General features: G+C 71.5%; 24 protein-coding genes. 11 read left to right on the plus strand and 13 right to left on the minus strand.

The annotated features are described in order from the left end of the window. Positions 1-186: 186 nt before the first annotated feature. The gene (locus OG764_RS24515; RefSeq protein ID WP_328970577.1) at positions 187-1,107 is read right to left on the minus strand and encodes an SGNH/GDSL hydrolase family protein; all 921 of its coding nucleotides are present in this window, start codon (positions 1,105-1,107) and stop codon (positions 187-189) included. A gap of 324 nt (positions 1,108-1,431) precedes the next feature. Between OG764_RS24515 and OG764_RS24520 the strand changes: the two genes are divergently transcribed. After that, on the plus strand, positions 1,432-1,926 hold the full coding sequence (locus OG764_RS24520) for a DUF3145 domain-containing protein (protein ID WP_328970578.1): 495 nt from the start codon (positions 1,432-1,434) through the stop codon (positions 1,924-1,926). Between the two features lie 80 nt (positions 1,927-2,006). On the opposite strand, the gene fabF is transcribed toward OG764_RS24520, so the two are convergent. The 5 genes from fabF to OG764_RS24545 all read right to left on the minus strand — a co-directional run bounded on the left by fabF (position 2,007) and on the right by OG764_RS24545 (position 6,974). Then, positions 2,007-3,269 (minus strand): beta-ketoacyl-ACP synthase II, encoded by a 1,263-nt coding sequence (fabF, locus tag OG764_RS24525; protein WP_328970579.1) that lies wholly within the window; start codon positions 3,267-3,269, stop codon positions 2,007-2,009. A 79-nt stretch (positions 3,270-3,348) separates the two neighbouring features. Continuing rightward, positions 3,349-3,597, minus strand: coding sequence for an acyl carrier protein (locus OG764_RS24530; RefSeq protein WP_328970580.1), 249 nt, complete (start codon positions 3,595-3,597; stop codon positions 3,349-3,351). Positions 3,598-3,667: 70 nt separating this feature from the next. Next, entirely contained in the window at positions 3,668-4,672 is a 1,005-nt protein-coding gene (locus tag OG764_RS24535; protein ID WP_328970581.1) for a ketoacyl-ACP synthase III, read from the minus strand. Positions 4,673-4,689: 17 nt separating this feature from the next. Then, positions 4,690-5,607: an ACP S-malonyltransferase gene (locus OG764_RS24540; protein WP_328970582.1), complete on the minus strand. Its 918-nt coding sequence runs from the start codon at positions 5,605-5,607 to the stop codon at positions 4,690-4,692. Between the two features lie 89 nt (positions 5,608-5,696). Beyond that, a complete protein-coding gene (locus OG764_RS24545; protein ID WP_443056031.1) occupies positions 5,697-6,974 on the minus strand; it encodes a PucR family transcriptional regulator in 1,278 nt (425 codons plus the stop codon). Here OG764_RS24545 and OG764_RS24550 point away from each other — a divergent pair. After that, complete coding sequence (locus OG764_RS24550) at positions 6,973-7,644, plus strand: pirin family protein (RefSeq protein ID WP_328970584.1); 672 nt, start codon at positions 6,973-6,975, stop codon at positions 7,642-7,644. The genes OG764_RS24545 and OG764_RS24550 overlap by 2 nt on opposite strands. A gap of 31 nt (positions 7,645-7,675) precedes the next feature. Here the strand turns inward: OG764_RS24550 and OG764_RS24555 are convergent, their stop codons facing one another. Beyond that, on the minus strand, positions 7,676-9,982 hold the full coding sequence (locus OG764_RS24555) for an N-acetylmuramoyl-L-alanine amidase (protein ID WP_328970585.1): 2,307 nt from the start codon (positions 9,980-9,982) through the stop codon (positions 7,676-7,678). 121 nt (positions 9,983-10,103) lie between these two features. After that, complete coding sequence (locus tag OG764_RS24560) at positions 10,104-10,925, minus strand: serine hydrolase domain-containing protein (RefSeq protein ID WP_328970586.1); 822 nt, start codon at positions 10,923-10,925, stop codon at positions 10,104-10,106. Between the two features lie 51 nt (positions 10,926-10,976). Between OG764_RS24560 and OG764_RS24565 the strand changes: the two genes are divergently transcribed. Together OG764_RS24565 and OG764_RS24570 are read left to right on the plus strand one after the other, a co-directional pair. Continuing rightward, a complete protein-coding gene (locus tag OG764_RS24565) occupies positions 10,977-11,357 on the plus strand; it encodes a MerR family transcriptional regulator (RefSeq protein ID WP_328970587.1) in 381 nt (126 codons plus the stop codon). Beyond that, the gene (locus OG764_RS24570) at positions 11,354-12,373 is read left to right on the plus strand and encodes an aldo/keto reductase (protein ID WP_328970588.1); all 1,020 of its coding nucleotides are present in this window, start codon (positions 11,354-11,356) and stop codon (positions 12,371-12,373) included. The genes OG764_RS24565 and OG764_RS24570 overlap by 4 nt, the downstream gene beginning before the upstream one ends. A gap of 330 nt (positions 12,374-12,703) precedes the next feature. On the opposite strand, the gene OG764_RS24575 is transcribed toward OG764_RS24570, so the two are convergent. The 3 genes from OG764_RS24575 to OG764_RS24585 all read right to left on the minus strand — a co-directional run bounded on the left by OG764_RS24575 (position 12,704) and on the right by OG764_RS24585 (position 15,740). Next, complete coding sequence (locus OG764_RS24575) at positions 12,704-13,624, minus strand: DUF4429 domain-containing protein (RefSeq protein WP_328970589.1); 921 nt, start codon at positions 13,622-13,624, stop codon at positions 12,704-12,706. Between the two features lie 74 nt (positions 13,625-13,698). Then, positions 13,699-14,850, minus strand: a complete 1,152-nt coding sequence (locus OG764_RS24580) for an alpha/beta hydrolase (protein WP_328973148.1) — start codon at positions 14,848-14,850, stop codon at positions 13,699-13,701. A 215-nt stretch (positions 14,851-15,065) separates the two neighbouring features. Beyond that, entirely contained in the window at positions 15,066-15,740 is a 675-nt protein-coding gene (locus tag OG764_RS24585; protein ID WP_328970590.1) for a TetR family transcriptional regulator, read from the minus strand. Between the two features lie 368 nt (positions 15,741-16,108). On the opposite strand from OG764_RS24585, the gene OG764_RS24590 reads away from it, so the two are divergent. Next, positions 16,109-16,525: a peptidase inhibitor family I36 protein gene (locus OG764_RS24590; protein WP_328970591.1), complete on the plus strand. Its 417-nt coding sequence runs from the start codon at positions 16,109-16,111 to the stop codon at positions 16,523-16,525. Positions 16,526-16,561: 36 nt separating this feature from the next. On the opposite strand, the gene OG764_RS24595 is transcribed toward OG764_RS24590, so the two are convergent. Next, positions 16,562-17,383 carry a potassium channel family protein gene (locus OG764_RS24595; protein WP_328970592.1) on the minus strand — a complete coding sequence of 274 codons (822 nt, stop codon included), beginning with the start codon at positions 17,381-17,383 and terminating at the stop codon, positions 16,562-16,564. Positions 17,384-17,539: 156 nt separating this feature from the next. Next, on the minus strand, positions 17,540-20,272 hold the full coding sequence (aceE, locus tag OG764_RS24600; protein WP_328970593.1) for a pyruvate dehydrogenase (acetyl-transferring), homodimeric type: 2,733 nt from the start codon (positions 20,270-20,272) through the stop codon (positions 17,540-17,542). A 469-nt stretch (positions 20,273-20,741) separates the two neighbouring features. On the opposite strand from aceE, the gene OG764_RS24605 reads away from it, so the two are divergent. The 6 genes from OG764_RS24605 (at position 20,742) to OG764_RS24630 (ending at position 25,264) form a co-directional block, all read left to right on the plus strand. After that, positions 20,742-21,173, plus strand: a complete 432-nt coding sequence (locus tag OG764_RS24605; RefSeq protein WP_328970594.1) for a DUF3052 domain-containing protein — start codon at positions 20,742-20,744, stop codon at positions 21,171-21,173. Between the two features lie 146 nt (positions 21,174-21,319). Beyond that, complete coding sequence (locus OG764_RS24610) at positions 21,320-21,778, plus strand: peroxiredoxin (RefSeq protein WP_328970595.1); 459 nt, start codon at positions 21,320-21,322, stop codon at positions 21,776-21,778. A 119-nt stretch (positions 21,779-21,897) separates the two neighbouring features. Next, the gene (locus tag OG764_RS24615) at positions 21,898-22,473 is read left to right on the plus strand and encodes a TerD family protein (RefSeq protein WP_328970596.1); all 576 of its coding nucleotides are present in this window, start codon (positions 21,898-21,900) and stop codon (positions 22,471-22,473) included. Positions 22,474-22,633: 160 nt separating this feature from the next. Beyond that, the gene (locus OG764_RS24620; protein WP_328970597.1) at positions 22,634-23,209 is read left to right on the plus strand and encodes a TerD family protein; all 576 of its coding nucleotides are present in this window, start codon (positions 22,634-22,636) and stop codon (positions 23,207-23,209) included. 47 nt (positions 23,210-23,256) lie between these two features. After that, positions 23,257-24,378 (plus strand): DUF475 domain-containing protein, encoded by a 1,122-nt coding sequence (locus OG764_RS24625; RefSeq protein WP_328970598.1) that lies wholly within the window; start codon positions 23,257-23,259, stop codon positions 24,376-24,378. A 145-nt stretch (positions 24,379-24,523) separates the two neighbouring features. After that, positions 24,524-25,264 (plus strand): TerD family protein, encoded by a 741-nt coding sequence (locus OG764_RS24630; protein WP_328970599.1) that lies wholly within the window; start codon positions 24,524-24,526, stop codon positions 25,262-25,264. The last annotated feature ends 40 nt before the right edge of the window (positions 25,265-25,304 follow it).

Genomic DNA, 25,304 nt, shown 5'->3' on the forward strand with positions numbered 1-25,304 from the left:
CCCCCAGCCTCGCCGGCGTTCGAGGCGCGGGCCTGGGCAGCGCCCAATCCAGCTTCGCCGGCGTTCGAGGCGCGGGGTTTGGGGCGGAGCCCCAAGGCAACCCGGCTCCGCCCGGACCCGCGCCTCAAACTCCCCCGGACTCCGTCCGGGGGGACCCCCGGGCGAGGCTGAAGGTGCTCCCGGTGGCTACGCCGGCGGGCCCGCCGCCGTCACCTGCCGGTGCGCCAGCTCCGCGAGCCGGGCCTGGCCGTCCTTGCCCGGGTGGAACCAGTCCCACCGGCTCAACTGGGCGGCGGTGAACGGGTACCGGAACACCGCGCCCCCGTCGTACCGGCACAGCGGATCCCGGCCGCAGACCTCGCGCAGCGCCCCGTTGTACGCGACCACCCGCGCCTGCACCGCGGCCCGCCGCCTGGCCGCCGCCGCGTCCACCGCCTCCGGGTGCGCCAGCATCGACGGGCAGATGCCCAGCTTCCAGATCTGCCGCCCCAGCGGACTCCCGCGGCCCTGGTCCCACAATCGCAGCAGATCCGGCACGCTGGACACGTACACCTGGGTCTTGGGCAGCGACCTGCGCAGCTCGGCCAGGCCCTTCTCGAAGTCCGAGCGGAACTCCCCGACCGGGGTCATCGAGGCGGTCGTGGTCCGGCACGCGTCGTTCGCCCCGGCCATCACGGTGACCAGCTCCGGCCGCTGCTCGGCGGCCTCCGCGAGCTGCGCGGGCAGGTCCGCCATCCGGGCCCCGGTGCGGGCGAAGTTCCAGCTGCGGCCGGCTGCCCCCGCACTGCCGAGCAGCCGGCTCGCCAGGCTCCGTACCGCCGGGTCGTTCCCGGTGGCCCAGGACGCCTCGGGGCAGTCCGCGAGAACCGAACAGGCATCGAATCCGCGGGTGATGGAGTCACCCACAGCGGCGATGGAGGACGGCTGCCGGTTCCACACCGGGGCGGCCTTGGCGGGGGGCCGGGCGCCGGCCACGTCCGCCCGCGTCCCCGGGCCCTCGCCGGACCCTGCCGAGCAGCCCGTGACCGCCCCCACCAGCACGGCTGCGAGCGCCGCCGCCGTGCCAAGGGCGGTGAGCGGACGGCCGCTTCGCGTGGTGTTCCGCATCCGGTGGTGCCCTCCCTTGCCGCCGGGTGGTCCGCCGCGGCGTCCTGCTGAGTGAAAGGTCGATGTTTCCCTGTCTCCGGACCGACCGTACGTCACACCTGGGCCCCCGGCGCACGGTAGCTTTTCCCCGTGAGGGCGCTGTGGCCGCCCGCGCGCTCCACCGGTGGCGCACTGTCAGATCGGTTCCGGTAAATTACATCACGTCACATACTGTCCGTTTTCAGGAGATTCACTCCCAATGTTGTTTACAATGGGTGACCTCGGGAACGGCAACGGCACGAGGCCGCTGGGGAAGGCGAACCTCGTCCCACACTGGAGGTCCCGGTGACGACACGTGGAGTTCTGTACGTGCACTCCGCTCCGCGCGCGCTCTGCCCGCACGTGGAATGGGCAGTAGCGGCCGTGCTCGGAGCACGGGTGCATCTCGACTGGATCAGACAGCCCGCCTCGCCGGGCACCTGGCGGGCCGAATTCTCCTGGAAGGCGGAAGCCGGCACGGCCTCGAAACTCGCCTCCGCGCTGCGCGGCTGGCACCTGCTGCGCTTCGAGGTGACGGCGGAACCCTGCGCCACCGCCGAGGGCGAGCGCTACAGCTCGACCCCCGAACTCGGCATCTTCCATGCCGTCACCGGCATGCACGGGGACATCCTGATCCCGGAGGACCGGCTGCGCGCCGCGCTGGCCCGGGCCGCGGGAGGTGAGACCGATCTGGAGGCGGAGATCGCCATGCTGCTGGGCAAGCCCTGGGACGACGAACTGGAGCCCTTCCGGTACGCCGGGGAGGGCGCCCCGGTGCGCTGGCTCCACCAGGTCGTCTGAGCACCCGCACACCGGCACAGCGAGAAGGCCCGCCCGGAGAACCGGGCGGGCCTTCTCGCTGTGTGCGGGGAGCGCGGTGACTAGACCGACCGGAAGGCCAGCGTCACGTTGTGACCGCCGAAGCCGAACGAGTTGTTGATCGCCGCGATCGTGCCCTCGGGCAGCTTGCGCGGCTCGCCCACGACGATGTCGGCGTCGATGTCCTCGTCGAGCTCGTCGACGTTGATGGTCGGCGGGGCCAGCCGGTGGTACAGCGCCAGCACGGTCGCGACGCTCTCGATACCGCCGGCGCCACCGAGCAGGTGACCCGTCATCGACTTGGTCGCGGAGACCGCCACGTGGTCGAGGTCGTCGCCCAGCACCTTGCGCAGCGCCTTGATCTCGGCACTGTCACCCTGCGGGGTCGACGTGGCGTGCGCGTTGAGGTGAACCACCTCGGACGGCTTCAGACCCGTGTTGTCCAGCAGGTTCTGCACCGCGGCGGCGACACCGCGGCCGGTCGGCTCGGGCTGCGCGATGTGGTGGCTGTCGGCGGACAGGCCCTGGCCGAGCACCTCGCAGTACACGCGGGCGCCGCGCGCGGCGGCGTGCTCCGCGGACTCCAGGACGATCACGCCGGCGCCCTCGCCGAGCACGAAACCGTCACGGCCCTTGTCGTACGGGCGCGAGGCCTTGGTGGGCTCGTCGTTGTTCTTGGACATCGCCATCATGTTGGCGAAGGCCGCGATCGGCAGCGGGTGGATCGCCGCCTCCGTACCGCCGGCGACGACCACGTCGGCGCGGCCGGTGCGGATCATCTCGACGGCGTAGCCGATGGCCTCGGCGCCCGACGCGCACGCGCTGACCGGAGTGTGCACGCCCGCACGGGCGTTGACCTCCAGGCCGACGTTGGCCGACGGGCTGTTCGGCATGAGCATGGGGACGGTGTGCGGGGAGACCCGGCGCACACCCTTTTCCTTCAGTACGTCGTACTGGTCGAGCAGGGTCGTCACGCCGCCGATGCCGGAGGCGATCACGGTGCCCAGGCGCTCGGGCTCGATGGACGCGTCCTCGCCGGCGGGGGCGGTGTAGCCGGCGTCGGCCCACGCCTCCTTGGCGGCGATCAGCGCGAACTGCGCCGAGCGGTCCAGCTTGCGCGCCAGCGGGCGGGGCAGGACCTCACTCGGGTCGACGGCGGCCTGCGCGGCGATGCGGACCGGGAGGTCGGCGAAGCGCTCGCCCTCCAGGGGTCCGACGCCGGAGCGGCCCGCGAGCAGGCCTTCCCAGGTCGATGCGCTGTCGCCACCCAGCGGTGTGGTTGCGCCGATACCGGTGACGACCACGGTGCGATTGGTCTGGCTCACAGGAATTCTTTCTCCACGTGTAAGGGGTGCTGAATTTGTCACGGCGCCACCGCCGGGTGGCGACAAACGCTCGGCCAGGTCAGCCCTGGTGCTTGGCGATGTAGGCCGCGGCGTCGCCGACGGTCTTCAGGTTCTTGACGTCCTCGTCCGGGATCTTGACCTCGAAGCGCTCTTCGGCGGCGACGACGACCTCGACCATGGACAGCGAGTCGACGTCCAGGTCGTCCGTGAAGGACTTGTCGAGCTGGACGTCCTCCTGCGGGATGCCGGCGATCTCGTTGACGATCTCCGCGAGACCTTCGAGGATCTCTTCCTGCGTGGCGGCCATGTGGCGCTCCTTCGATAGCTTTTGGAAAGGTGTTGCGTGGTGGTGCGCGGCGTTCCGGGTAGCGGAGCGCCTAGGGGAGGGTAACGACCGTCGCGGCGTACACGAGACCTGCCCCGAAGCCGATGACGAGCGCGGTGTCGCCGCTCTTCGCCTGTCCGGTCGCCAGGAGCCGCTCCATCGCGAGCGGAATCGAGGCGGCCGAGGTGTTGCCGGTCGTTTCGACGTCACGGGCGACCGTGACGTGCTCCGGCAGCTTCAGAGTCTTCACCATCGAGTCGATGATCCGCATATTGGCCTGGTGCGGAATGAAGACGTCCAGGTCGTCGGCGGTGATGCCGGCCGCGTCGAGCGCCTGCTGGGCCACCTTGGCCATCTCGAAGACGGCCCAGCGGAAGACCGCCTGACCCTCCTGCGTGATGGCCGGGAACTTCTCGGCGGTGTCCGTGCTGCGGTACTGGTCCCACGGCACGGTCTGCTTGATGGTCTCGGACTTGTCGCCCTCGGAACCCCAGATGGTGGGGCCGATGGCCGGCTCGTCCGAGGGGCCGACGATCACGGCGCCCGCGCCGTCGCCGAACAGGAAGGCCGTCGCGCGGTCTTCGAGGTCGGTCAGGTCGGACAGCCGCTCCACGCCGATGACGAGGACGTGCTTGGCCGAGCCCTCGACGACCAGACCCTTGGCCAGGGTCAGCCCGTAGCCGAAGCCCGCGCAGCCCGCCGAGATGTCGAACGCGGCCGGCTTGCCCGCGCCGATCCGGTCCGCGATCTCCGTCGCGACCGCGGGAGTCTGCTTGAAGTGCGAGACCGTCGAGACGATCACGGCGCCGATCTGCTCCGGCGAGATGCCGGCGTCCGCGAGGGCCTTGCCGGCCGCCTCGACGGACATGGCGGCGACGGTCTCCTGCGGCGAGGCCCAGTGCCGGCTCGTGATGCCCGAACGGGAACGGATCCATTCGTCGGACGAGTCGATCGTCTCGAGGATGACCTCGTTGGGCACCACGCGGGTCGGGCGGTAGCCGCCGACCCCGAGGATGCGGGCGTACGGAGACCCCTGAGCAGGTTTGATCTTCGACATGCGGTGGGCTCCTTCTCTCAGGCCGTGTGCTCGGCGATGAGCGCGGCGGCCTTCTCGAGGTCGTCCGGCGTCTTCAGCGCCAGCGTGGCCACACCCGGCAGGGCGCGCTTGGCCAGGCCCGTCAGGGTGCCACCGGGGCACGCCTCGACGATCGCGGTGACGCCCAGCTCCTTGAAGGTCTCCATGCACAGGTCCCAGCGGACCGGGTTGGCCACCTGGCCCACCAGCCGGGCGACGACCTCGGCGCCCGAGGAGACGGCCCGGCCGTCCTTGTTGGACACGTACGTCAGCGCCGGGTCGGCGGGCTCGAGGGCCTGCGCGGCCGCTTCCAGCTGCGCGACGGCCGGAGCCATGTGGTGCGTGTGGAAGGCGCCCGCGACCTTGAGGGCGACGACCTTGCGGACACCTTCGGGCTTGTCCGCCACGAGGGCCGCGATCTGCTCCGCGGTGCCCGCGGCCACGATCTGGCCGGCACCGTTGATGTTGGCCGGGGTCAGCCCCAGCTTCTCCAGGTGCGGGAGCGTCACCTCGGGGTCGCCGCCCAGAAGGGCGGCCATGCCCGTCTCCGTGACGGCGGCGGCCTCGGCCATCGCCAGGCCACGGGTGCGCACGAGCTGCAGCGCCGCGGTGTCGTCGAGGACGCCCGCGTAGGCGGCCGCGGTGATCTCGCCCACGCTGTGGCCGGCGACGGCGCCGAAGCCCGCGAGGGAGCCCAGGGCGGAGGCCGACAGCAGGCCGGCCGCGACGAGCAGCGGCTGCGCCACCGCGGTGTCGCGGATCTCGTCCGCGTCTGCCTTGGTGCCGTAGTGGGCAAGGTCGAGCCCGATGGCGTCCGACCACGCGGCGATGCGGTCAGCAGCGCCGGGCAGTTCGAGCCAGGGGGTCAGGAAGCCGGGCGTCTGAGCGCCTTGGCCGGGAGCGACGAGTACGAGCACCCTCACACTCTCTCTTGTGGATGGTCCGCGCCGCCCGTGGGGACAGGGACCAAGAACCGTCGGGGGAATTGTTGATGTCCGACAAAAGTCTAGGACTGAAGATCGCCCTCGGCCAGACGTCCGAGGATCAGGGCGATCCTCAGTGTGAACGCGGAACGGACATCAGAGGGTGACCAGCCGGTGACGTCTGTCACACGTCGGAGCCGGTAGCGCACCGTGTTCGGGTGTACGAACAGCATCCGAGCTGCGCCTTCGAGGCTGCTCGCCTGCTCCAGATAGACGCTCAGCGTCTCCAGCAGAGCCGAGCCCGCTTCTTCGAGCGGTCTGTAGATCTCCTCCACCAGCTGCTCGCGCGCCGAGGGGTCTCCCGCCATCGCGCGCTCCGGCAGGAGATCGTCCGCGAGCACCGGACGCGGGGCGTCCTGCCAGGCCGTACAGGCCTTCAGGCCGGCCGCGGCCGCCTGCGCGGAGCGGGTCGCCGCCAGCAGGTCCGGCACCACCGGACCGGCCACCACCGGACCGTGCGCGAACGGCCCGATCAGGGACTTCGCCACCTGGATCGGCTGGTCGCTGCCGCCCGCGATGACCACCAGCCGGTCGCCGAGCACCCCCGTGAGCACCTGGAGCTTGGCGTGCCGGGCGGCCCGCCGGATCGCCTCCACGGTCAGTTCGCTGTCCCCGTCCGGGGCCGTGCCCAGGACCACGCACACGTGCTCCGGAGAGTTCCAGCCCAGCGCCGCCGCCCGCGAGAGCGCGCCCTCGTCGGCCTCGCCGGAGAGCACCGCGTTGACGACGAGGGACTCCAGCCGGGCGTCCCAGGCGCCGCGCGCCTCGGCGGCCTGCGCGTACACCTGGGCGGTCGCGAACGCGATCTCCCGGGCGTAGACCAGCAGCGCCTCGCGCAGCGTCGACTCGTCGCCGGGCGCGGCGACCTCCTCGATCGCCGCCTCCATGACCTCGATGGTGGTGCGCACCATCTCGACGGTCTGGCGCAGCGTGATGGCCCGGGTCAGCTCCCGGGGAGCCGTCCCGAACACGTCGGTCGAGATGGCCTGCGGGGTCTCGGGGTGCCGGAACCACTCGGTGAAGGCAGCGATGCCGGCCTGGGCGACCAGACCGATCCACGACCGGTTCTCCGGGGGCATCGCCCGGTACCACGGCAGCATCTCGTCCATGCGGGCGATCGCGTTCGCGGCGAGGCGGCCGGAGGACTTCTCCAGCCGGCGCAGGGTTGCGGCGTGGGGATGGGCAGGATGCGCCGGGGCCGCGGGGGACTCCGGGGAGGGCTCACGATCTGGTTGGGGCACGGGACAAGACTGCCTTATCCGACCGCCCCGGCGGAGGGCCGGGGCTACGGTGGCTCCCATGATTGACGTACGGCGCGGCGCCGACCGCTACCGGGGCGGAGACGCGGAAGCGGGCATCGCCACCCGGCACGCCTTCTCCTTCGGGGCTTTCTACGACCCCGACAACCTGCGCTTCGGCGCGATCCTCGCCTGCAACGAGGAGAGCCTCGCCCCGGGCGCCGGGTTCGACGAGCACCCGCACAGCCACACCGAGATCGTCACCTGGGTCACCGAGGGCGAACTCACCCACCGGGACTCCGGCGGCCACGCCACGGTGCTGCGCCCCGGCGACGTGCAGCGGCTGAGCTCCGCCTCCGGGGTGCGGCACGTGGAGCGCAACGACGGCGAACTCCCGCTGCGCTTCGTGCAGATGTGGCTGAGCCCGGTGGAGCCGGGCGGCGCGCCCGGGTACGAGGTGGTCCGCGGCCTCGCCGACGGCACCCCGTACGAGGTGCCCACGGCGGGCGCGGTGCTGCACGTACGGCGGCCCGGGGCGGGGGAGCGCACGGCGCTGCCCGACGCGCCGCGGGTGTACGTGCACGTGGTGGCGGGCGAGGTGGAGCTGGCCGGGGACGCCGGGTCCCCGGTGCCGCTGGCCCCCGGGGACTCGGCGCGGATCACCGGCGGGCAAGGCCTGGAGATCCGCGCGCTCACCCCGGGGGAGCTCCTCGTGTGGGAACTGCCCGCCTGAGGCGGGCGGTCCCCGGGCCGGGTGGGGCGGGCTACTTCAGGTAGACGATGCCGTCCGTGGTGATGGTGGGGCGGCCCGCGGTGCCCACGACGACGATCTTCAGCTTGTGCGCGGCGCTGGTCGGCCACGTCTTGGTGAAGATCGCGTCCCGGTACTTGGTGGTCGCCGACTTCAGGTCGACGGTGGCGGTCTTCACCCCGTCCACGTAGACGTGGGCCTGGCCGGAGGTCGCGGCGCGGGACACCGTCCACGCGACCGAGCGGCCGGTGAAGCTCCAGGTCAGGCTGGAGTTCACGGAGGCGCTGGAGAGCGAGGTGCCGCCCAGGTAGCTGCTGGAGGACCGGCTGGTCCAGGTGCCGGTCCGCACCGCGGAGGTCTCCTGGAGGATCACCGGGGTGCCCGCGACGGACGCGGCGGCGGTGTTGCCGGCGTGGTCGGCGGCGGTCAGCGTCCAGGTGGTGGCCACACCCGACTTGGCGGTCTGCGCGGAGCTCAGCGTGGTCGCCGCGAAGCCCGCGGTGAGCGGCGCGGTGAGGCGCACGTCCTTGAGGGCGCCGGTGTCGGCGGCCTTCCACGCGAGGGTGACGGGCACCGCGGTGGTGTTCACGGTGCCGGCGCGCAGGGCCAGCGAGGGCTTGGTGGTGAAGGTCGGAGCGGTGGTCTCGGCGATGACGGTGACCGCGGGGGACAGCGCGGTGCGGCCGGACTGGTGGGTGGCGCGGACCTGCACCTGGTGGCTGCCGAGGGCGAGGGAGGCGCCGGCGGAGGTCGCCGCACCGCCGGTGGTGGCCACGGGCTTGCCGTCGACGAGGAGCTCGTTCTTCGTGAGCAGCGCGGCCGGGGTGGTGGCGGTCCAGCCGACGGTGATTGCGCTCTTGGTCCAGTAGGCGGAGCCCGACAGGCTCGCGCCGGTGACGGACTTGACGGTGGGTCCGGCGGCCGGGCCGGCGGCCCAGGAGCGGATCGTGGGCAGCTGCCCGTAGAGGGTGGTGCCGGGGCACTCGGTGGCGTAGCCGTCGCGGTGGCCGGAGATCCGCTGGAAGGTCGCGCTCTGGCCGGCGGTGAACTTGCCGTTGCTGATCGCGGCGGTCATGGCGACCGTGCTGTTCGGGTCGTACTTGTACTGGCCGAGCTTCCAGGCGGCGATGCGGGCCACGGCGGTCTTGGCGGCGGCCGAGGCGTCGATGTCCGTGTAGCTGCCGATGACGGAGATGCCGGTGGTGTCGGTGTTCCAGCCCATGGTGTGGGCGCCGATGACCGGGAGGTCGAGCCCGCCCTTGCGGCCCTCGAAGATCGTGCCGCACTTGTCGACCAGGAAGTTGTAGCCGACGTCCTTCCAGCCGTTCGTCTTCACGTGCAGCGTGTGGATGCCGCGCACGATCGCCGCGGAGTCCGCGCAGGTGTACGTGTTGCTCTGCGCGGTGTGGTGCACGAAGACGGCCTTGACCTCCTTGCCGTAGGTGGGGGCCTCGTCGTTCATCGACTCGTCGGCGCCCCACTGGGCGCGCGTGACGAAGGCCGGCTGCGGAACGGTGGAGACCGGCGCGGTGGGCGGCGGAGTGGTGGAGACGCTCGGGCTGGGCGTCGCCGAGGCGGAAGCGGAAGCCGAGGCGGAGGCGGAGGCCGACGGGCCGGTGCTCGCGGTGGGCGAGGTGGACGGGTCCGCCGAGGTGGCCGGAGCGGTCGGCTCGGTGGCGGCCGGCGTCGTGGGCGCGGCGGACTCCTCGGCGCTCTGCGAGGGGGAGGCCTCCGGAGTCTGCGTCGGTCCCTCGGTCTCGGCGCCCTCGCCCTCGGCCGCGTCCACGGCGAAGGCGGCGGGCTCGGCGCGCAGCACCCGGGAGCGGCCCGGGTCGACCATGTCCAGGCGCAGCCCGGCGGGCAGTGCGGCGCCCTTGCCGGTCACCCGGACCTCGACGCCGTCGGACGGGCCGGTCCAGGCGGGCTCGGAGACGCCGCGCAGGCCGCGCCGGGCGGCGCCGTCGTTGAAGGATTCGCCCTCGGAGCCCAGGTCCAGCCACTGCGACCAGTCGCCGGACTTCTCGGAGCGGGTGCGGACCTGGATCGTGCCGTCGACCCGGCGGGCCGGGTCGGCCCAGGACACGGCGAGCATGCTGAAGGCCTTGGTGTCCTCGTCCTTGAAGGTGGCGCGGTTGCCGGCCACGGACAGGCCGGCCGTGCGCACCTTCGACACCACCGGTCCGGGGCCGGCGGCGCCTTGCGCCTTGCCGTCCCCCTCGCCGTCGAGGACGTCGACTCCGGTCACCCCCTGGAGGGTGAGTACGCCGATGATGCCGGTGGCGACGGTCGCGGCCGTCACCCAGATTCTGCGCGTGCGCACCGGTGGTCTCCGTGTTCCCAGGGGGATGAGAAACGGAATCTACCGATCGAATTGCGCCACGCGACGGGGACGAACCGCCGGAACCCGACAGATCGCCAGCAGTCGGGGTGTGATCTGCCTCTCAGTGGCCGGTGGCGAGTTCGGCCAGCACCGCATCCGTGAACACCGGCCAAACGTCGACCGCCCACGGTCCGAACGCGCGGTCGGTCAGCGCGACGCACGCGGCCCGCGCGTCCGGGTCCACCCACAGGAAGGTGCCGGCCTGCCCGAAGTGGCCGAAGGTGCGCGGCGAGGACCGCTGCCCCGTCCAGTGCGGGGACTTGCCGTTCCGGATCTCCACGCCCAGCCCCCAGTCGTTGGGGGACTGGTGGCCGTAGCCGGGCAGCACGCCCTTGAGGCCGGGGTGCACCACGGCCGTGGCCTCGGCCACGGTACGCACGTCCAGCAGCCGGGGGGCCTGGAGTTCGGCGGCGAAGCGCAGCAGGTCGGCGACGGTGGAGACGCCGTCCTTGGCGGGCGAGCCGTCGAGCGAGGTCGAGGTCATGCCGAGCGGCTCCAGCACCGCCTGGTGCAGGTACTCGGCGAACGGGATGTCGGTGGCCTTGGCGATGTGGTCGCCGAGCACCTCGAAACCGGCGTTGGAGTACAGCCGGCGCTGCCCGGGCGGGGCCATCACGCGGTGCTCGTCGAAGGCGAGGCCGCTGGTGTGGGCGAGCAGGTGGCGGATGGTCGAACCCTCGGGGCCCGCCGGCTCGTCGAGCTCGATCGCACCCTCTTCGTACGCGACGAGCGCGGCGTACGCGGCGAGCGGCTTGGTGACGGAGGCCAGCGCGAATCGGTGGTCGACCGGGCCCCGGCTCCCGACGACGGTGCCGTCGGCCCGTACGACGGCCGCCGCCGCGGTCGGTACCGGCCAGTTCTCGATCATCCGCAGGCTCTCCATGCCTCCGAGCCTACTTGCTTGGAGTGCACTCGAACCTTTTAGCGTGGTCACATGAGCCTGACGGAGACCCGGTACACGATCAGCGAGGTCGCGGCCCGCACCGGTCTGACCCAGCACACGCTGCGCTGGTACGAACGGATCGGCCTGATGCCCCACGTGGACCGGTCGCACTCCGGGCAGCGGAGGTTCAGCGACGCGGACCTGGACTGGCTGGCGTTCGTCGGCAAGTTGCGGACCACGGGGATGCCGGTGGCGGACATGGTCCGGTACGCGGAGCTCGTCCGGGAGGGCGCGCACACCTTCGACGAACGGCGCGAGCTGCTGGAACGGACCCGGCGCGACGTCCGGGCACGGATCGACGAACTCACCGGCACGCTCGCGGTACTCGACCACAAGATCGGTTTCTACACCGGAGAGGCACCACAGTGTTGACCAACGGCAGGATCGCGCAGGTGGAGCTCGGCACGGGCGGCCCGCTGGTCGGCGTCCAGGGACTCGGCTGCATGGGCATGAGCGAGTTCTACGGCGACACCGACGAGGCGGCGGCCCGCTCCACCCTCGACGCGGCGCTCGCGTCGGGCGTCACGCTCTTCGACACCGCGGACATCTACGGCCGCGGGCGCAACGAGGAGTTCCTCGCCCCGTTCGTCGCCGCGCACCGCGACGAGATCGTGCTCGCGACGAAGTTCGCCATCGAGCGCACCGACGACCCGCAGTACCGGGGCATCCGCAACGACCGCGGATACGTGCGGAAGTCCGTCGAGGACAGCCTGCGGCGGCTGGGCGTCGAGTACATCGACCTCTACTACATGCACCGCCGCGACCCGGCCGTGCCGCTCGCCGAATCGGTGGGCGCGATGGCCGAACTCGTGGCCGAGGGCAAGGTCCGCCACCTCGGGCTGAGCGAGGTCACCGGGGCGGAGCTGCGCGAGGCGCACGCCGTGCACCCGATCGCGGCCCTCCAGTCGGAGTGGTCGCTCTTCAGTCGGGACGTGGAGATCAGCGCGGTGGCTGCGGCGGCCGAACTCGGCGTGGCCCTCGTGCCGTACTCGCCGCTCGGCCGGGGCTTCCTGACCGGTGCCTTCACGGACGCCGGCACCGACCTGTCCGTCGGCGACTTCCGCGCGTTCCAGCCGCGCTTCACCGGCGACAACGCCAAGGCCAATGCGGCGCTGCTGGAGCCCGTACGGGAGATAGCCGCCGCGCACGGGGCGAGCCCGGCGCAGGTCGCGCTGGCCTGGGTGCACCAGCGGGCACAGGTGCACGCCGGCCTGACCGTGGTGCCGATCCCCGGCACCCGCAAGCGCGAGCGCCTCGCCGAGAACCTCGGCGCGGTCGCGCTGACGCTCGGCGGGGAGGAGCTGGCCCGGCTGGAGCCGATCGCCGCCGCGGTGGCCGGCGACCGGTACCCCGACATGAGCTCCACCTCCGCGGCCCGCGAGGCCTGAGGCAACGCTCAGCCTCGCCGGCGCCGGAGAGGCACCCCCTTGCCCAGGCGGCACCATCGAGCCTCGCCGGCGCCCGAGAGGTACCCCCTGCCCAGGCGGCACCATCCAGCCTCGCCGGCGCCCGAGAGGTGCCCCTTGCCCAGGCGGCACCATCCAGCCCCTCCGGCGTTTGAGGAGCGGGTCCGGGCGGAGCCCGGTGCCCGGCGTCAGCCGGGTTGTCTTGGGGCTCCGCCCCAAACCCCGCGCCTCAAACGCCGGCGAGGCTGATATCGCCTCGGGCGTCGGCGGAGCCCCGCGTGGTCTGCGGCCCCGCGCGCCCCGGTGGCGGCGTCAGAGTTCCGCCAGGAGCTCCGCCTTCTTCGAGCTGAACTCGGCGTCCGTCAGCAGTCCGGCGCCGTGCAGCTCGCCCAGGTGGCGGATGCGCTCGGCGATGTCGGCCGGGTCGCGGCGGGACGGGCGTACCGCCGCGACCGGCAGCGCCGGGCTCCGGCCGCGTACCGCCCGCAGCACGGCGGCGGCGAAGGGCAGCGACTCGTGCACAGGGCCGTAGCCCAGGCCGAACAGCACCGCCGCCGGGTCCTGGTCGGGCGGTACGGCCCCCGCGGCCGCACCCCCCGGCCCGCCCGGGTCCGACGTGCCCGGCGTGCCGCCCGCGCCGGCGGCCGGCGCGGCGCCGCGGGGCAGCAGGCGCAGGTGGCCGCCGGGCGCCTCGGGCGTGCGCCACTGCACCCCGCAGAGACCGTCCAGCGCGAAGTACTGGTCGCCGGCCTTCCACTTGACGCTGGAGGCGCCGGTGCGCGACCAGCGGAAGACCACCGCCGAGCCGTCGAAGGAGGCCTTCGCGTCGTACCCCTTGAAGGTGACCGGCGCCTCGGGCGCCGGGACCAGGAAGCGGGCTGCGGGCCCGGCGGAGTCGGACGGCATCGCGGCGCGCAGCTCGTCGGCGAGCCCGGCGGCGGCCGCGGTCCGCTCGCCGGGCAGCACCAGCCGGTACGGGTCGCAGTGCTCGCGCAGCTGTCCCGCGGCGGCCTCCATCAGCGGATCGGCGCCGGGCCGCGGCACCGCGCGCAGCACCACGGTGTCCCGCTTCCCGGGTTTCAGCGTCACGGCGGTCAACGCGTCGTACGGGATGCGCCGTTCGCCCAGCGCAGACCACAACCGCGGCGTGCGGATTCCCCGTTCGAAGCGGATGAGCACCGAATCCGAGTGAAACTCCCACACGGCATGATTTCCGGCCAGTACTTCACCCATGCGGCTCATCGTAAGCGGCCTCCCCACCGGCGTCCTCCCCACTGCCGGGGGCGATTTTCCCGCATGTACGCGTGTCAGTACCCTTGCGTGCCGGAAATTCCGCCGCGACACCCGGCATCGTCCTCGGCGCACACCACGGAACCGTAGGTGCCGGTTCCGATACGTGCCAGATTGTCCACCGACACCGTGCCTGGCTCGAAGTAACCGGTATGGCCCTTCGCGCCTGCCGAAGAGATCCGGCGCGCCCCGAACTCCGGCGCCACCGGGTCCGCGCCGTGGCCCAGCCCGCCGACCTCCAGGTACGGCACGTCCGCGATCCAGTCGCCGCCGTCCCGCATCGCCCACACCCGGGCGGACGTGTCCAGGTCGTCGACGCCGCCGGCCCGCATGCCGGGGCTACCGGCGACACTCAGATCGGTGACCCGCGCAGGCAGGCCGCGCGCAGCGACCCCGCACACCACCGAGCCGTAGCTGTGGCAGAACAGGGCCACCGACGAGCGTCCGGGCAGGGCGCCGACCAGCGCCTTGAGCCGCCGCGCGCCGTCGACGGCGAGCCGCCCGGTCGCGGCGTCCATGCCGAGCCCGGTCGGGGCGGTGTAGTCGGCCCACGCGATGACCGCCGTACGGACCTCCGGCGCGGCCGCGTGCTCGGCCCCGTACAGCGCCTCGGCCATGCCGACGGGCGCGGTGTAGCGGCGGGCGGTGCGCTCGAAGGTGAGCAGGTTGGTGTCGACGCCGGGGACGATCACCGAGACCCGGCGGGCCTGGTCGAGGTCGCCGAAGACCTCGGCGGCCCGGCCGCCGCCGGTGGGGTCGAAGGCGAGGAGCTGCCGGTCGCCGCCGAGCAGCGACTCGAAGCGGTGGGCCCGGCGGCCGGCCTGCTCGCGGTCGCCCGGCGCCAGCCGGAAGTCCCCGGCGTCGGCCCGCGCGGTGCGCAGGGCCTGCTGCACGGCCCGCCGGTTGGCCCGGTAGCGGACCGCGACCGGAACACCGTTGAGATTGCCGACCGCCAGCGGGTGCCGCTCGGTGAGCCGGGACCGCTGGCCCGGGTCGAGCCGCGCGAAGAACCGGGCGATCACCGGCGCGGGCGCGTCGGAGGACGGCAGCGGACGGCCGTCGATCCGGCCGCGGTTCCACAACGTGAGGGCCGCGGCCAGGGGCGCGCCGCCGTCATCGGAGCGGTGCAGCGCCGTCCAGCCGGTGGTGGCGAGCAGGACGAAGACCACCGCGAGCGCGAGCAGGGCGCGCCGCACGGAGGGGGCGGTGGAGTGGGGCGGCGCGAGATGCCCGGGAGCGGCGGGCCCCGCGGCAAGCGCCAAGCCGGAGGAGTTCACTGTCCATCAGCCTAGGAGACCCGGCGCGCGATCGGAGCACCGGGTGAGGAGGGTCACCGGCGCTGCACGGTTCTCCACCGAAATCGGACCGGCCGCCCCGGCGAGGGTCACGCTCCGTGCGCGGCGGGTGCCCGCCAGTCGGCGGCGAGCGCCGGAGCGAGGTGGTCGAGGTGGTCCTCGGTCAGCCGCCGGATCGCGGCCACGCTGACGTCCTCGCCCCGGCCCCAGAGCCGGCCCGTCACCCGCATCACGGCGGAGAAGGCGGCGACGGCCACCCGCGGCCGGGGGTCCGCGTCCACGTCGAGGCCCTCGCGGGCGGCGACGATCCGGGCGATCTCCTCGTCGAGTTCGGTGGAGCGGCGCAGGTGGACGGCGAGCAGCGCCGGCGTCGACTCGATGACCTGGTACGTCCGCAGGTAGAGGTCCACCGGGACCACGTCCGCGAGGGCTTCCTCGATGCCGTCCCAGGCGCCGAGCACGGCGGCGCGCAGGGCCGCGAACGGGTTCTCCGCGGCCGGCCGGGCCCGCAGCGCCGCCATGAAGTGGGACTCGACCAGGTCCTGGACCGCGAAGGCGGCCTCCTCCTTGTTGGCGAAGTAGCGGAAGAAGGTGCGCTGCGAGACGTCGACGGCCTCGGTGATCTCGTCGACGGTCGTCTCCTCGTACCCCTTCGTGGTGAACAGCACGAGGGAGGCGCGCAGCAGGGCGTCGCGGGTCCGCTGCTTCTTGCGTTCGCGGAGGCCGGCCGGCGCCGCCGGGGCCCCGGTCCGCTCTTGCGTCATCACCACTGCCGTCCTCTGTTTCCCTGTCCGGGGCCCGTGCCCGCCGCTCGCCGCCCCCGCCCGTCGCCCGCCCCGTGGGCGGCTCACCTTACCGGCGGGCGGGACGGCGGCTTCCGTTCCGGCGACGGGCGGGGCCGGACCATCACGCGCGAGGGCGCCGGAAGGTTCCCCGACGTCAACTCCAGTACCCGCCGCCGCCCCGCCGGAGCTGTCCGATGCGGTTGTCGCCTATCAGGGTGGAACTGCCGGCAAGCCCTTCCGCCCGGCCATCCGCGCAGGTCAGCGTGGGGGCCAACGGCGAACGCACCGGCTCTCGGTCCACCGGACCACCCGTGCGGGCAATACGCCGTGTGAGGAGTTGACTTCGGATGCGCACGATTTCCACGGCATTCGCCGCCGCGGTGCTGACCGCCACCGCCCTGCTGCCGAGCGGCTCGCCCGCCGCCCAGGCCGCCCCGGCGCACCGGCCCGCGCCCCAGGCCCGGGCCGCCGCACCGCCCGGGCTCGGGCCCTGCGCCACCGGGCAGCTGTGCCTGTGGGTCAAACCCGGTTTCACGGGTGGGCGGACGGTCCACGAACTCAGCGGGCTCGACGTGGACAGCTGCGTCCCGCTGCCCGCCGGCCGCACGGTGCAGGCCCTGGCCAACCGCACCGGCCGGCCGGTGACCACGTACCAGTCGGCCGAGTGCGCCGAGACCGGCGAGTTCCAGACCTACCCGGGGGACGGGGTCTGGCTGCCCCAGTCCCCGTACCAGGTGCGGGCCTTCAAGGTCTGGGAGACCTAGCGCCGTGAACCTTGCCTGTCACAGCACCGGGCCGTCCTAGGCGGTCTCCCGGCCCGGGGAGAGCGGCGCGGGGGCGCCGGCGGGGACGGGTGTCTGCGGAGCGGGGACCGGCGGTACGGAGAGCGCGGAGGGGGCGTTCTCCGACAGCCGGGCCACCTCGGCCCGCAGCGCCCGGACCTCGTCGGTGAGGGTCCGGATCGCGGCGGTCTGGAGCCGTTCCTCCCGGTCGTCGCGCTCGAAGCGAGAGATGAACCAGGCGGCGATGTTCGCGGTCACCACACCGAGCAGCGCGATCCCGGAGAGCATCAGGCCGACCGCGAGCACCCGGCCGAGCCCGGTGGTCGGCGCGTGGTCCCCGTACCCGACCGTGGTCATCGTCGTGAACGACCACCAGACGGCGTCCCCGAGGTTCTTGATGTTGCCGCCGGGGGCGTCCCGCTCGACGCTCAGCACCGCGAGCGAGCCGAACATCAGCAGCCCGACCACCGCGCCCGCCACGTACGTCGTCAGCTTGATCTGCGGGGCCATCCGGGCCCGCCGGCCCACCAGCATCAGGGTCGAGACCAACCGCAGCAGCCGCAGCGGCTGGAGCATCGGCAGCAGCACCGCGGCCAGGTCCAGCCAGTGCGTGCGGACGAACCGGCGGCGGTCCTCCGCCAGGCCCATCCGCACCAGGTAGTCCAGCGCGAAGGCCGCCCACACGAGCCACTCCACCAGCATGCAGCCCTCGTGCACGGCGGGACGTGCGTCGGGGGCGATGATCGGCACGGCGTACGCGACGGCGAACGCGATCGCGCACGCCAGCAGCGGGACCTGGGTGTGCCGCTCCCAGCGGAGCTGTGCGGGCTGTTCCTTCATGCGGGCATCGTAGGGAACCCGTAAGGACGAGCGGGCCCCCGGCCGTGCCGGGGACCCGCTGCGACCTGCTGTTCCGCGGTGGCGCGCCGTTCCGCGGTGATGCGTCTCTCGTGACGCGCCTGCCGGTCGTGCGTCGTTCGGTCAGGCGTCCGTCGGTTACGCGTCGCCGCCCGCGGCGCCCGGGTCGGCCGCGGTGACGTCCAGCAGCTGGTACCGGTCGACCGCCTGCTTCAGCACCGAGCGGTCGATCCTGCCCGCCTTCGCGAGCTCGGTGAGGACCGCCAGCACCACCGACTGGGCGTCGATGTGGAAGAACCGGCGGGCCGCGCCGCGGGTGTCCGCGAAGCCGAAGCCGTCCGCACCCAGCGAGGTGTACGCGCCCGGCACCCAGCGGGAGATCTGGTCCGGTACGGCCCGCATCCAGTCCGAGACCGCCACGAACGGCCCCTCGGCGCCCGAGAGCTTGCGCGTCACGTAGGGCACGCGCTCCTCTTCCTCCGGGTGCAGCAGGTTGTGCTCCTCCGCCTCGATGGCGTCGCGGCGCAGCTCGTTCCAGGAGGTCGCCGACCAGACGTCCGCCTTGACGTCCCACTCCTCGGCGAGGATCCGCTGGGCCTCCAGCGCCCACGGCACCGCCACGCCCGAGGCCATGAGCTGCGCCGGGATGGTGCCGGACCGGCCGGCGGAGACGCGGTGGATGCCGTTCAGGATGCCGTCCACGTCGACGTCCGCCGGCTCGGCCGGGTGCTGGATCGGCTCGTTGTAGACGGTCAGGTAGTAGAAGACGTCCTCGGCGTCCGGGCCGTACATGCGGCGCAGGCCGTCCTTGACGATGTGCGCGATCTCGTAGCCGTACGCCGGGTCGTAGGCCACGCAGCCCGGGTTGGTCGACGCCAGGAGCTGCGAGTGGCCGTCCGCGTGCTGGAGGCCCTCACCGGTCAGAGTCGTCCGTCCGGCGGTCGCACCCAGCACGAATCCGCGCGCGAGCTGGTCGGCCATCTGCCAGAACTGGTCGCCGGTCCGCTGGAAACCGAACATCGAGTAGAAGACGTAGACCGGGATCAGCGGCTCGCCGTGCGTCGCGTACGCCGAGCCCGCGGCGATCAGCGAGGCGGTGCAGCCCGCCTCCGAGATGCCGTCGTGCAGCATCTGGCCGGTCGGCGACTCCTTGTACGCGAGCAGCAGGTCGCGGTCGACCGCCTCGTACTGCTGGCCCAGCGGGTTGTAGATCTTGGCGCTCGGGAAGAACGCGTCCATGCCGAAGGTGCGGTACTCGTCCGGCGCGATCAGCACGAAGCGCTTGCCGATCTCCTTGTCCCGCATCAGGTCCTTCAGGATGCGGACGAAGGCCATGGTGGTGGCGATCGACTGCTGGCCCGAGCCCTTCTTCGCCGTGGCGTACGTCTTGTCGTCCGGCAGCTGGAGCGGCTTCGCGCGCACCACGCGGGTCGGCACGTAGCCGCCCAGCGCGCTGCGGCGGTCGTGCATGTACTCGATTTCCGGCGACTTCGGGCCCGGGTGGTAGTACGGCGGGGCGCCGTTCTCCAGCTGGGCGTCCGTGATCGGGATGTGCAGGCGGTCGCGGAACCGCTTGAGGTCGTCGACCGTCAGCTTCTTCATCTGGTGGGTCGCGTTGCGGCCCTCGAAGTTCGGGCCCAGCGTCCAGCCCTTGACCGTCTGGGCCAGGATCACCGTCGGCTGGCCCTTGTGGGCCTTGGCCGCCGCGTACGCCGCGTAGATCTTCTTGTGGTCGTGGCCGCCGCGGCCCAGGTGCAGCAGCTGCTGGTCGGACATGTTCTCGACCATCGAGCGCAGCCGCTGGTCGCCGCCGAAGAAGTGCTCGCGGATGTACGCGCCGGTCTCGGTGGCGTACGTCTGGAACTGCCCGTCCGGCGTCGAGTTCATCTTGTTGACGAGGATGCCGTCGCGGTCCTGCGCCAGCAGCGGGTCCCAGGAGCGGTCCCAGATCAGCTTGATGACGTTCCAGCCGGCCCCGCGGAACTGCGACTCCAGCTCCTGGATGATCTTGCCGTTGCCGCGCACCGGGCCGTCGAGCCTCTGGAGGTTGCAGTTGACGACGAAGGTCAGGTTGTCCAGGCCCTCGCGGGCGGCGATCGACAGCTGGCCGAGCGACTCCGGCTCGTCCATCTCGCCGTCGCCCAGATACGCCCAAACGTGGGACTTGGAAGTGTCCGCGATCCCGCGCGCCTCCATGTACCGGTTCATCCGGGCCTGGTAGATCGCGCCCAGCGGGCCCAGGCCCATCGAGACGGTCGGGAACTCCCAGAAGTCCGGCATCAGCCGCGGGTGCGGGTAGCTGGAGAGGCCGTACGGGGCCTTCGACTTCTCCTGGCGGAACGCGTCGAGCTGCTGCTCGGAGAGCCGGTCCAGGAGGTAGGCGCGCGCGTAGATGCCCGGGGAGGCGTGGCCCTGGAAGAAGATCTGGTCGCCGCCGTCGCCCTCGTCCTTGCCCCGGAAGAAGTGGTTGAAGCCCACGTCGTAGAGGGAGGCGGAGGAGGCGAACGTGGCGATGTGGCCGCCCACGCCGATGCCCGGCCGCTGGGCGCGCGAGACCATGACGGCCGCGTTCCAGCGGGTGGCGTTGAGGACCTTGCGCTCGATCTCCTCGTTGCCGGGGAAGAACGGCTCGTCCTTGGTGGCGATCGTGTTGACGTAGTCCGAGCTGCGCATCTCGGGCACGGCCACGCGCTTCTCGCGGGCCCGCTCGATCAGCCGCAGCATCAGGTAGCGGGCACGCTCGCGGCCCCGCTCGTCGACGGCGGCGTCCAGGGAGTCGAGCCACTCCCGGGTCTCCTCCGGATCGAAGTCCGGGACCTGGCTCGGCAGGCCGCCAATGATGATCGGATTACGATCGGATGCGGAAGCCACGCTGTTCCTTCGCTGTCGGGGGAGGCGTGCCTTGGGTCACACCGCCTCCCATCGTGTACCGCTGCGCCAGAATCGTCATCTTTACCGCTAGGCAACCCCTCGAACCGCGGGTTCGCGAAATCCGAGGGCCACCACACCGCGGGTCCGGGAGGCGCGAGAAGGGACGGTCCGGACAGATCGCAACCTTACGCTCAAGTGGTTTACGAGGTTCGTAAGGCCGTTCGTCCCTCAAAGAGGTAGGAAAGTCCTCAAGCACCCCTCATGGTGCTGGAATGGTGTGGCATGAATCACCAGTGGTCACCACGGGAGTGCCTGGAGTTGCGGCGAGACGGCCGCAATCGTCACCGTTTCGACGGTCTCGGCCGTCGGGCCACTTGCGCGATCCGCCGCGTCCGTGTGGACTACGCCCAATGCTGCGCGTACGCGCGCGGCCGAAGACATTCACCGATACATGAGCAGGAGGCACCCCGTGAGCGCGACCGCGGACCACGCGGAGACCAGTCTGGTTTCCAGGCTGGGTTTCGAGTCCGAACAGGTGGTCCAGGAGATCGGCTACGACGATGACGTCGATCAGGAATTCCGTGAGGCCATCGAGGATCACATCGGCAGCGACCTCGTCGACGAGGAGTACGACGACGTCGCCGATGCGGTGCTGCTCTGGTTCCGGGACGAAGACGGCGATCTGACGGACACGCTGGTCGACTCCATCAACTTGGTGGAGGACGGCGCCCTGATCCTGCTGCTGACCCCCAAGACCGGTCGTCCCGGTTACGTCGAGGCCAGCGACATCAGCGAGGCCGCCCAGACCGCGGGCCTGTCGCAGACGAAGAGCGTCAGCGTCGGCAAGGAGTGGGCCGCCAGCAAGCTGGTGACCCCCAAGGCCGCCAAGTCCAAGCGCTAGCCACGCGCCCAGACAAGTGGATCAACCCCGTCGGCCCCGGTCGGCGGGGTTTCTGCTGTTCCCGCGGCCCCCGCGCGGATACGGTCCTGCCGGGGCCTCACTAGGCTGGGGCCTCACCCGAACAGCCCAACGAAGGGATGCGAGAGATGGCGATCGAGGCCGGCAACAAGGCTCCGGACTTCGAGCTCAAGGACAACCACGGTGCCACCGTGCGGCTGTCCGACTTCCGCGGCGAGAAGAACGTCGTCCTGCTCTTCTACCCGTTCGCCTTCACCGGCGTGTGCACGGGTGAGCTGTGCGAGCTGCGCGACCAGCTGCCGCGCTTCCAGAACGACGACGTGCAGCTGCTGGCCGTCTCCAACGACTCGGTCCCCACCCTGCGCGTCTTCGCCGAGCAGGAAGGCCTGGACTACCCGCTGCTCTCCGACTTCTGGCCGCACGGCGAGACCTCCAGGGCGTACGGCGTCTTCGACGAGGACAAGGGCTGCGCGGTCCGCGGCACCTTCGTCATCGACAAGGACGGCGTCGTCCGCTGGACCGTCGTCAACGGCCTGCCGGACGCGCGCGACCTGAACGAGTACATCAAGGCCCTCGACAGCATCTGAGCGGCACGGCAGCCTGGGAAATACCGGTACGGACCGGGAACCCGTCACTAGGATCGAACCGTTGATCCGGTAGCAACCGCACGACGGGGCCCCCGCCCCACACAACCAATGGAGGACCCGTGGGAGTCAGCCTCAGCAAGGGCGGCAACGTCTCGCTGACCAAGGCCGCCCCCAACCTGACGGCGGTCATCGTCGGCCTGGGCTGGGACGCTCGCACCACCACCGGGGTTGACTTCGACCTCGACGCCAGTGCTCTGCTGACGAACGACCAGAGCAAGGTGACGAGCGACGGCAACTTCGTCTTCTTCAACAACCTCAAGAGCCCCGACGGCTCGGTCGAGCACACCGGCGACAACACCACCGGTGAGGGCGAGGGCGACGACGAGGCGATCAAGGTGAACCTGGCCGGCGTGCCCGCCGACGTTCACAAGATCGTCTTCCCCGTCTCGATCTACGAGGCGGAGAGCCGCCAGCAGAGCTTCGGCCAGGTGCGCAACGCGTACATCCGCGTGGTGAACCAGGCGGACAACACCGAGCTCGCGCGCTACGACCTCTCCGAGGACGCCTCGACCGAGACCGCCATGGTCTTCGGCGAGCTGTACCGCAACGGCGCCGAGTGGAAGTTCCGGGCCATCGGCCAGGGCTACGCCTCGGGCCTGCGGGGCATCGCCCAGGACTTCGGCGTCAACGTCTGAGGCAGCAGCACCACCGCAGTACGTACCTCCGTCCGGCGCCGCGCACCCCGTGTGTGCGGCGCCGGACCGGGTTGTGCCACCGCGCGGACGGGTTTGCGGCCGCGCGGACCGGCGCAGACCGGGTTTGTCAGCACACCGTCGTCCGGGGAGGACCACGATCATGGGCGTCACACTCGCCAAGGGGGGAAATGTCTCCCTTTCCAAGGCCGCACCGAATCTCACCCGGGTGCTCATCGGGCTCGGCTGGGACGCGCGCTCCACGACGGGGGCGGACTTCGACCTCGACGCCAGCGCCCTGCTGTGCCAGAACGGCCGGGTGCTCGGCGACGAGTACTTCGTCTTCTACAACAACCTGACGAGCCCCGAGGGCTCCGTCGAACACACGGGCGACAACCTCACCGGTGAGGGCGACGGGGACGACGAGTCGATCCTCATCGACCTCACCCTGGTGCCGGAGCGGGTCGACAAGATCGTCTTCCCGGTCTCCATCCATGACGCCGACGCCCGCCGCCAGACGTTCGGCCAGGTCACGAACGCGTTCATCCGCGTGGTGAACCAGGCGGACGGCCAGGAACTCGCGCGCTACGACCTCTCCGAGGACGCCTCCAGCGAGACCGCGATGATCTTCGGCGAGGTCTACCGGTACGGGGGCGAGTGGAAGTTCCGTGCAGTGGGGCAGGGGTACGCGTCGGGCCTGCGGGGCATCGCTCTAGACTTCGGGGTCAACGTTTCGTAAAGCCGCGCTCGACGCGGGGGAGACCCGTACTTACCGATGGGGTGCCAGTGGTTCTGAAAACCTTCGGCTGGTCGTTCGCCATTACGGCGATCGGACTTGCCTTCGCCGCCTGGCAGTGGGGGTGGGAGGCGTTCGGGGTCGTACTGATCCTGTCGATCCTCGAAATCTCGCTGTCCTTCGACAACGCGGTGGTCAACGCCGGAATCCTGAAGAAGATGAATGCCTTCTGGCAGAAGATCTTCCTCACGATCGGCATCCTGATCGCCGTCTTCGGCATGCGACTCGTCTTCCCCGTGGCGATCGTCGCGATCAGCGCCCAGGTCGGGCCCATCGAAGCCGTCCAGCTCGCGTTGGACCACCCCGACCAGTACGAGGCGCTCGTCACCGACGCGCACCCGGCCATCGCGTCCTTCGGTGGCATGTTCCTGCTGATGATCTTCCTCGACTTCATCTTCGAGGACCGGGACATCAAGTGGCTGGCCTGGCTGGAGCGGCCGCTGGCCAAGCTCGGCAAGGTCGACATGCTGTCGGTCTGCATCGCGCTGATCGCCCTGCTCGTCTCGGCGATGACCTTCGCCACCGAGGCCCACACCAGCACGGGCCACCTGGACAAGTCCGCCACCGTGCTGCTCGCGGGTGTCGCCGGTCTGATCACCTACCTCATCGTCGGCGGCCTCTCCTCGTACTTCGAGGACAAGCTCGAAGAAGAGGAAGAGCGCGAGCACGAGGAGGAGGAGAAGGCCAAGGCCGAGGGCAAGCCGGTCTCCGCGGTCGGCCTCGCCGGCAAGGCGGCCTTCTTCCTGTTCCTCTACCTCGAGGTGCTCGACGCGTCGTTCTCCTTCGACGGCGTCATCGGCGCCTTCGCCATCACCAACCAGATCTTCTGGATGGCGCTGGGTCTGGGCATCGGCGCCATGTACGTCCGGTCGCTCACGGTCTACCTGGTCCGCCAGGGCACCCTGGACGACTACGTCTACCTGGAGCACGGCGCGCACTACGCGATCGGCGCCCTCGCCGTGATCCTGCTCGTCACCATCCAGCACGAGATCAGCGAGATCATCACGGGTCTCGTCGGCGTCGTGCTGATCGCCTGGTCCTTCTGGTCCTCGGTGCGCCGCAACAAGCGCATCGCGGCCGAGGACGGCGCGGAGGTCACGTCCGGGGTGTGACCCGGCCGTGAATGCGGAACGCTTCTTCCGAGGGGCGGCACGGGGTTCCCGGGCCGCCCCTCGGGCTCTTTGCGCACGGCCTTTTCCGGGTACGGCCCTTCCGGGGCACGGCCCTTTCGCTGACGGATGTCCTTGGGGGGCAGGGGTGGGGTTCTTCGACGGCCTGAGGGGTGGCCGGGCGGCGCAGTTCCAGTCGGGCAGCGCGTCGTCCAATGCGATCGAGCTGACCAAACGGCAGCCGACGGTCTCGCTCAGCAAGCAGGGCGCGGTCACGGGCAATCTGCGCGTGAACCTGTCCTGGCGGATGCGGACCTCCGACTTCGGCGGCAGGTCCGGGCAGAGCGGCCGGCTGCTGCGGCACCCGTCCAAGCTGTTCAAGCCGGAGATCGTGCAGGCCCACACCCAGGGCATGGTCAACGTCGACCTGGACATCGGGTGCCTGTACGAGCTGACGGACGGCAGCCGGGGCGTGGTCCAGCCGCTGGGCAACTTCCTCGGGGACATCAACAGCCCGCCGTACGTGAAGCTCAGCGGGGACGACCGGTTCGGCGCCCCGTCCGGCGAGACGATCTTCGTCAACCTCGACCACGCCGACAAGATCAAGCGGCTGCTGGTGTTCGTCTACATCTACGACCAGACGCCCGCCTTCGACCGGACGCACGCGCTGGTCACCCTCTACCCGACGACGGGCCCGCGGATCGAGATCTCCCTCGACGAGCGCCAGCCGCAGGCGCGCTCCTGCGCGGTGCTGATGCTGGAGAACGTCCGGGACGAGCTGATCGTGCGGCGCGAGGTGAAGTTCGTGTACGGCTTCCAGGCGGAGCTGGACCGGCTCTACGGCTGGGGACTCCAGTGGGGGCGCGGCTACAAGACGGCCAAGGCGTGACGGCCAAGGCGTGACGGCCGGGGTGCTCGACGCCTGACGG

Source organism: Streptomyces sp. NBC_00239 (assembly GCF_036194065.1).
Lineage (GTDB): Bacteria > Actinomycetota > Actinomycetes > Streptomycetales > Streptomycetaceae > Streptomyces.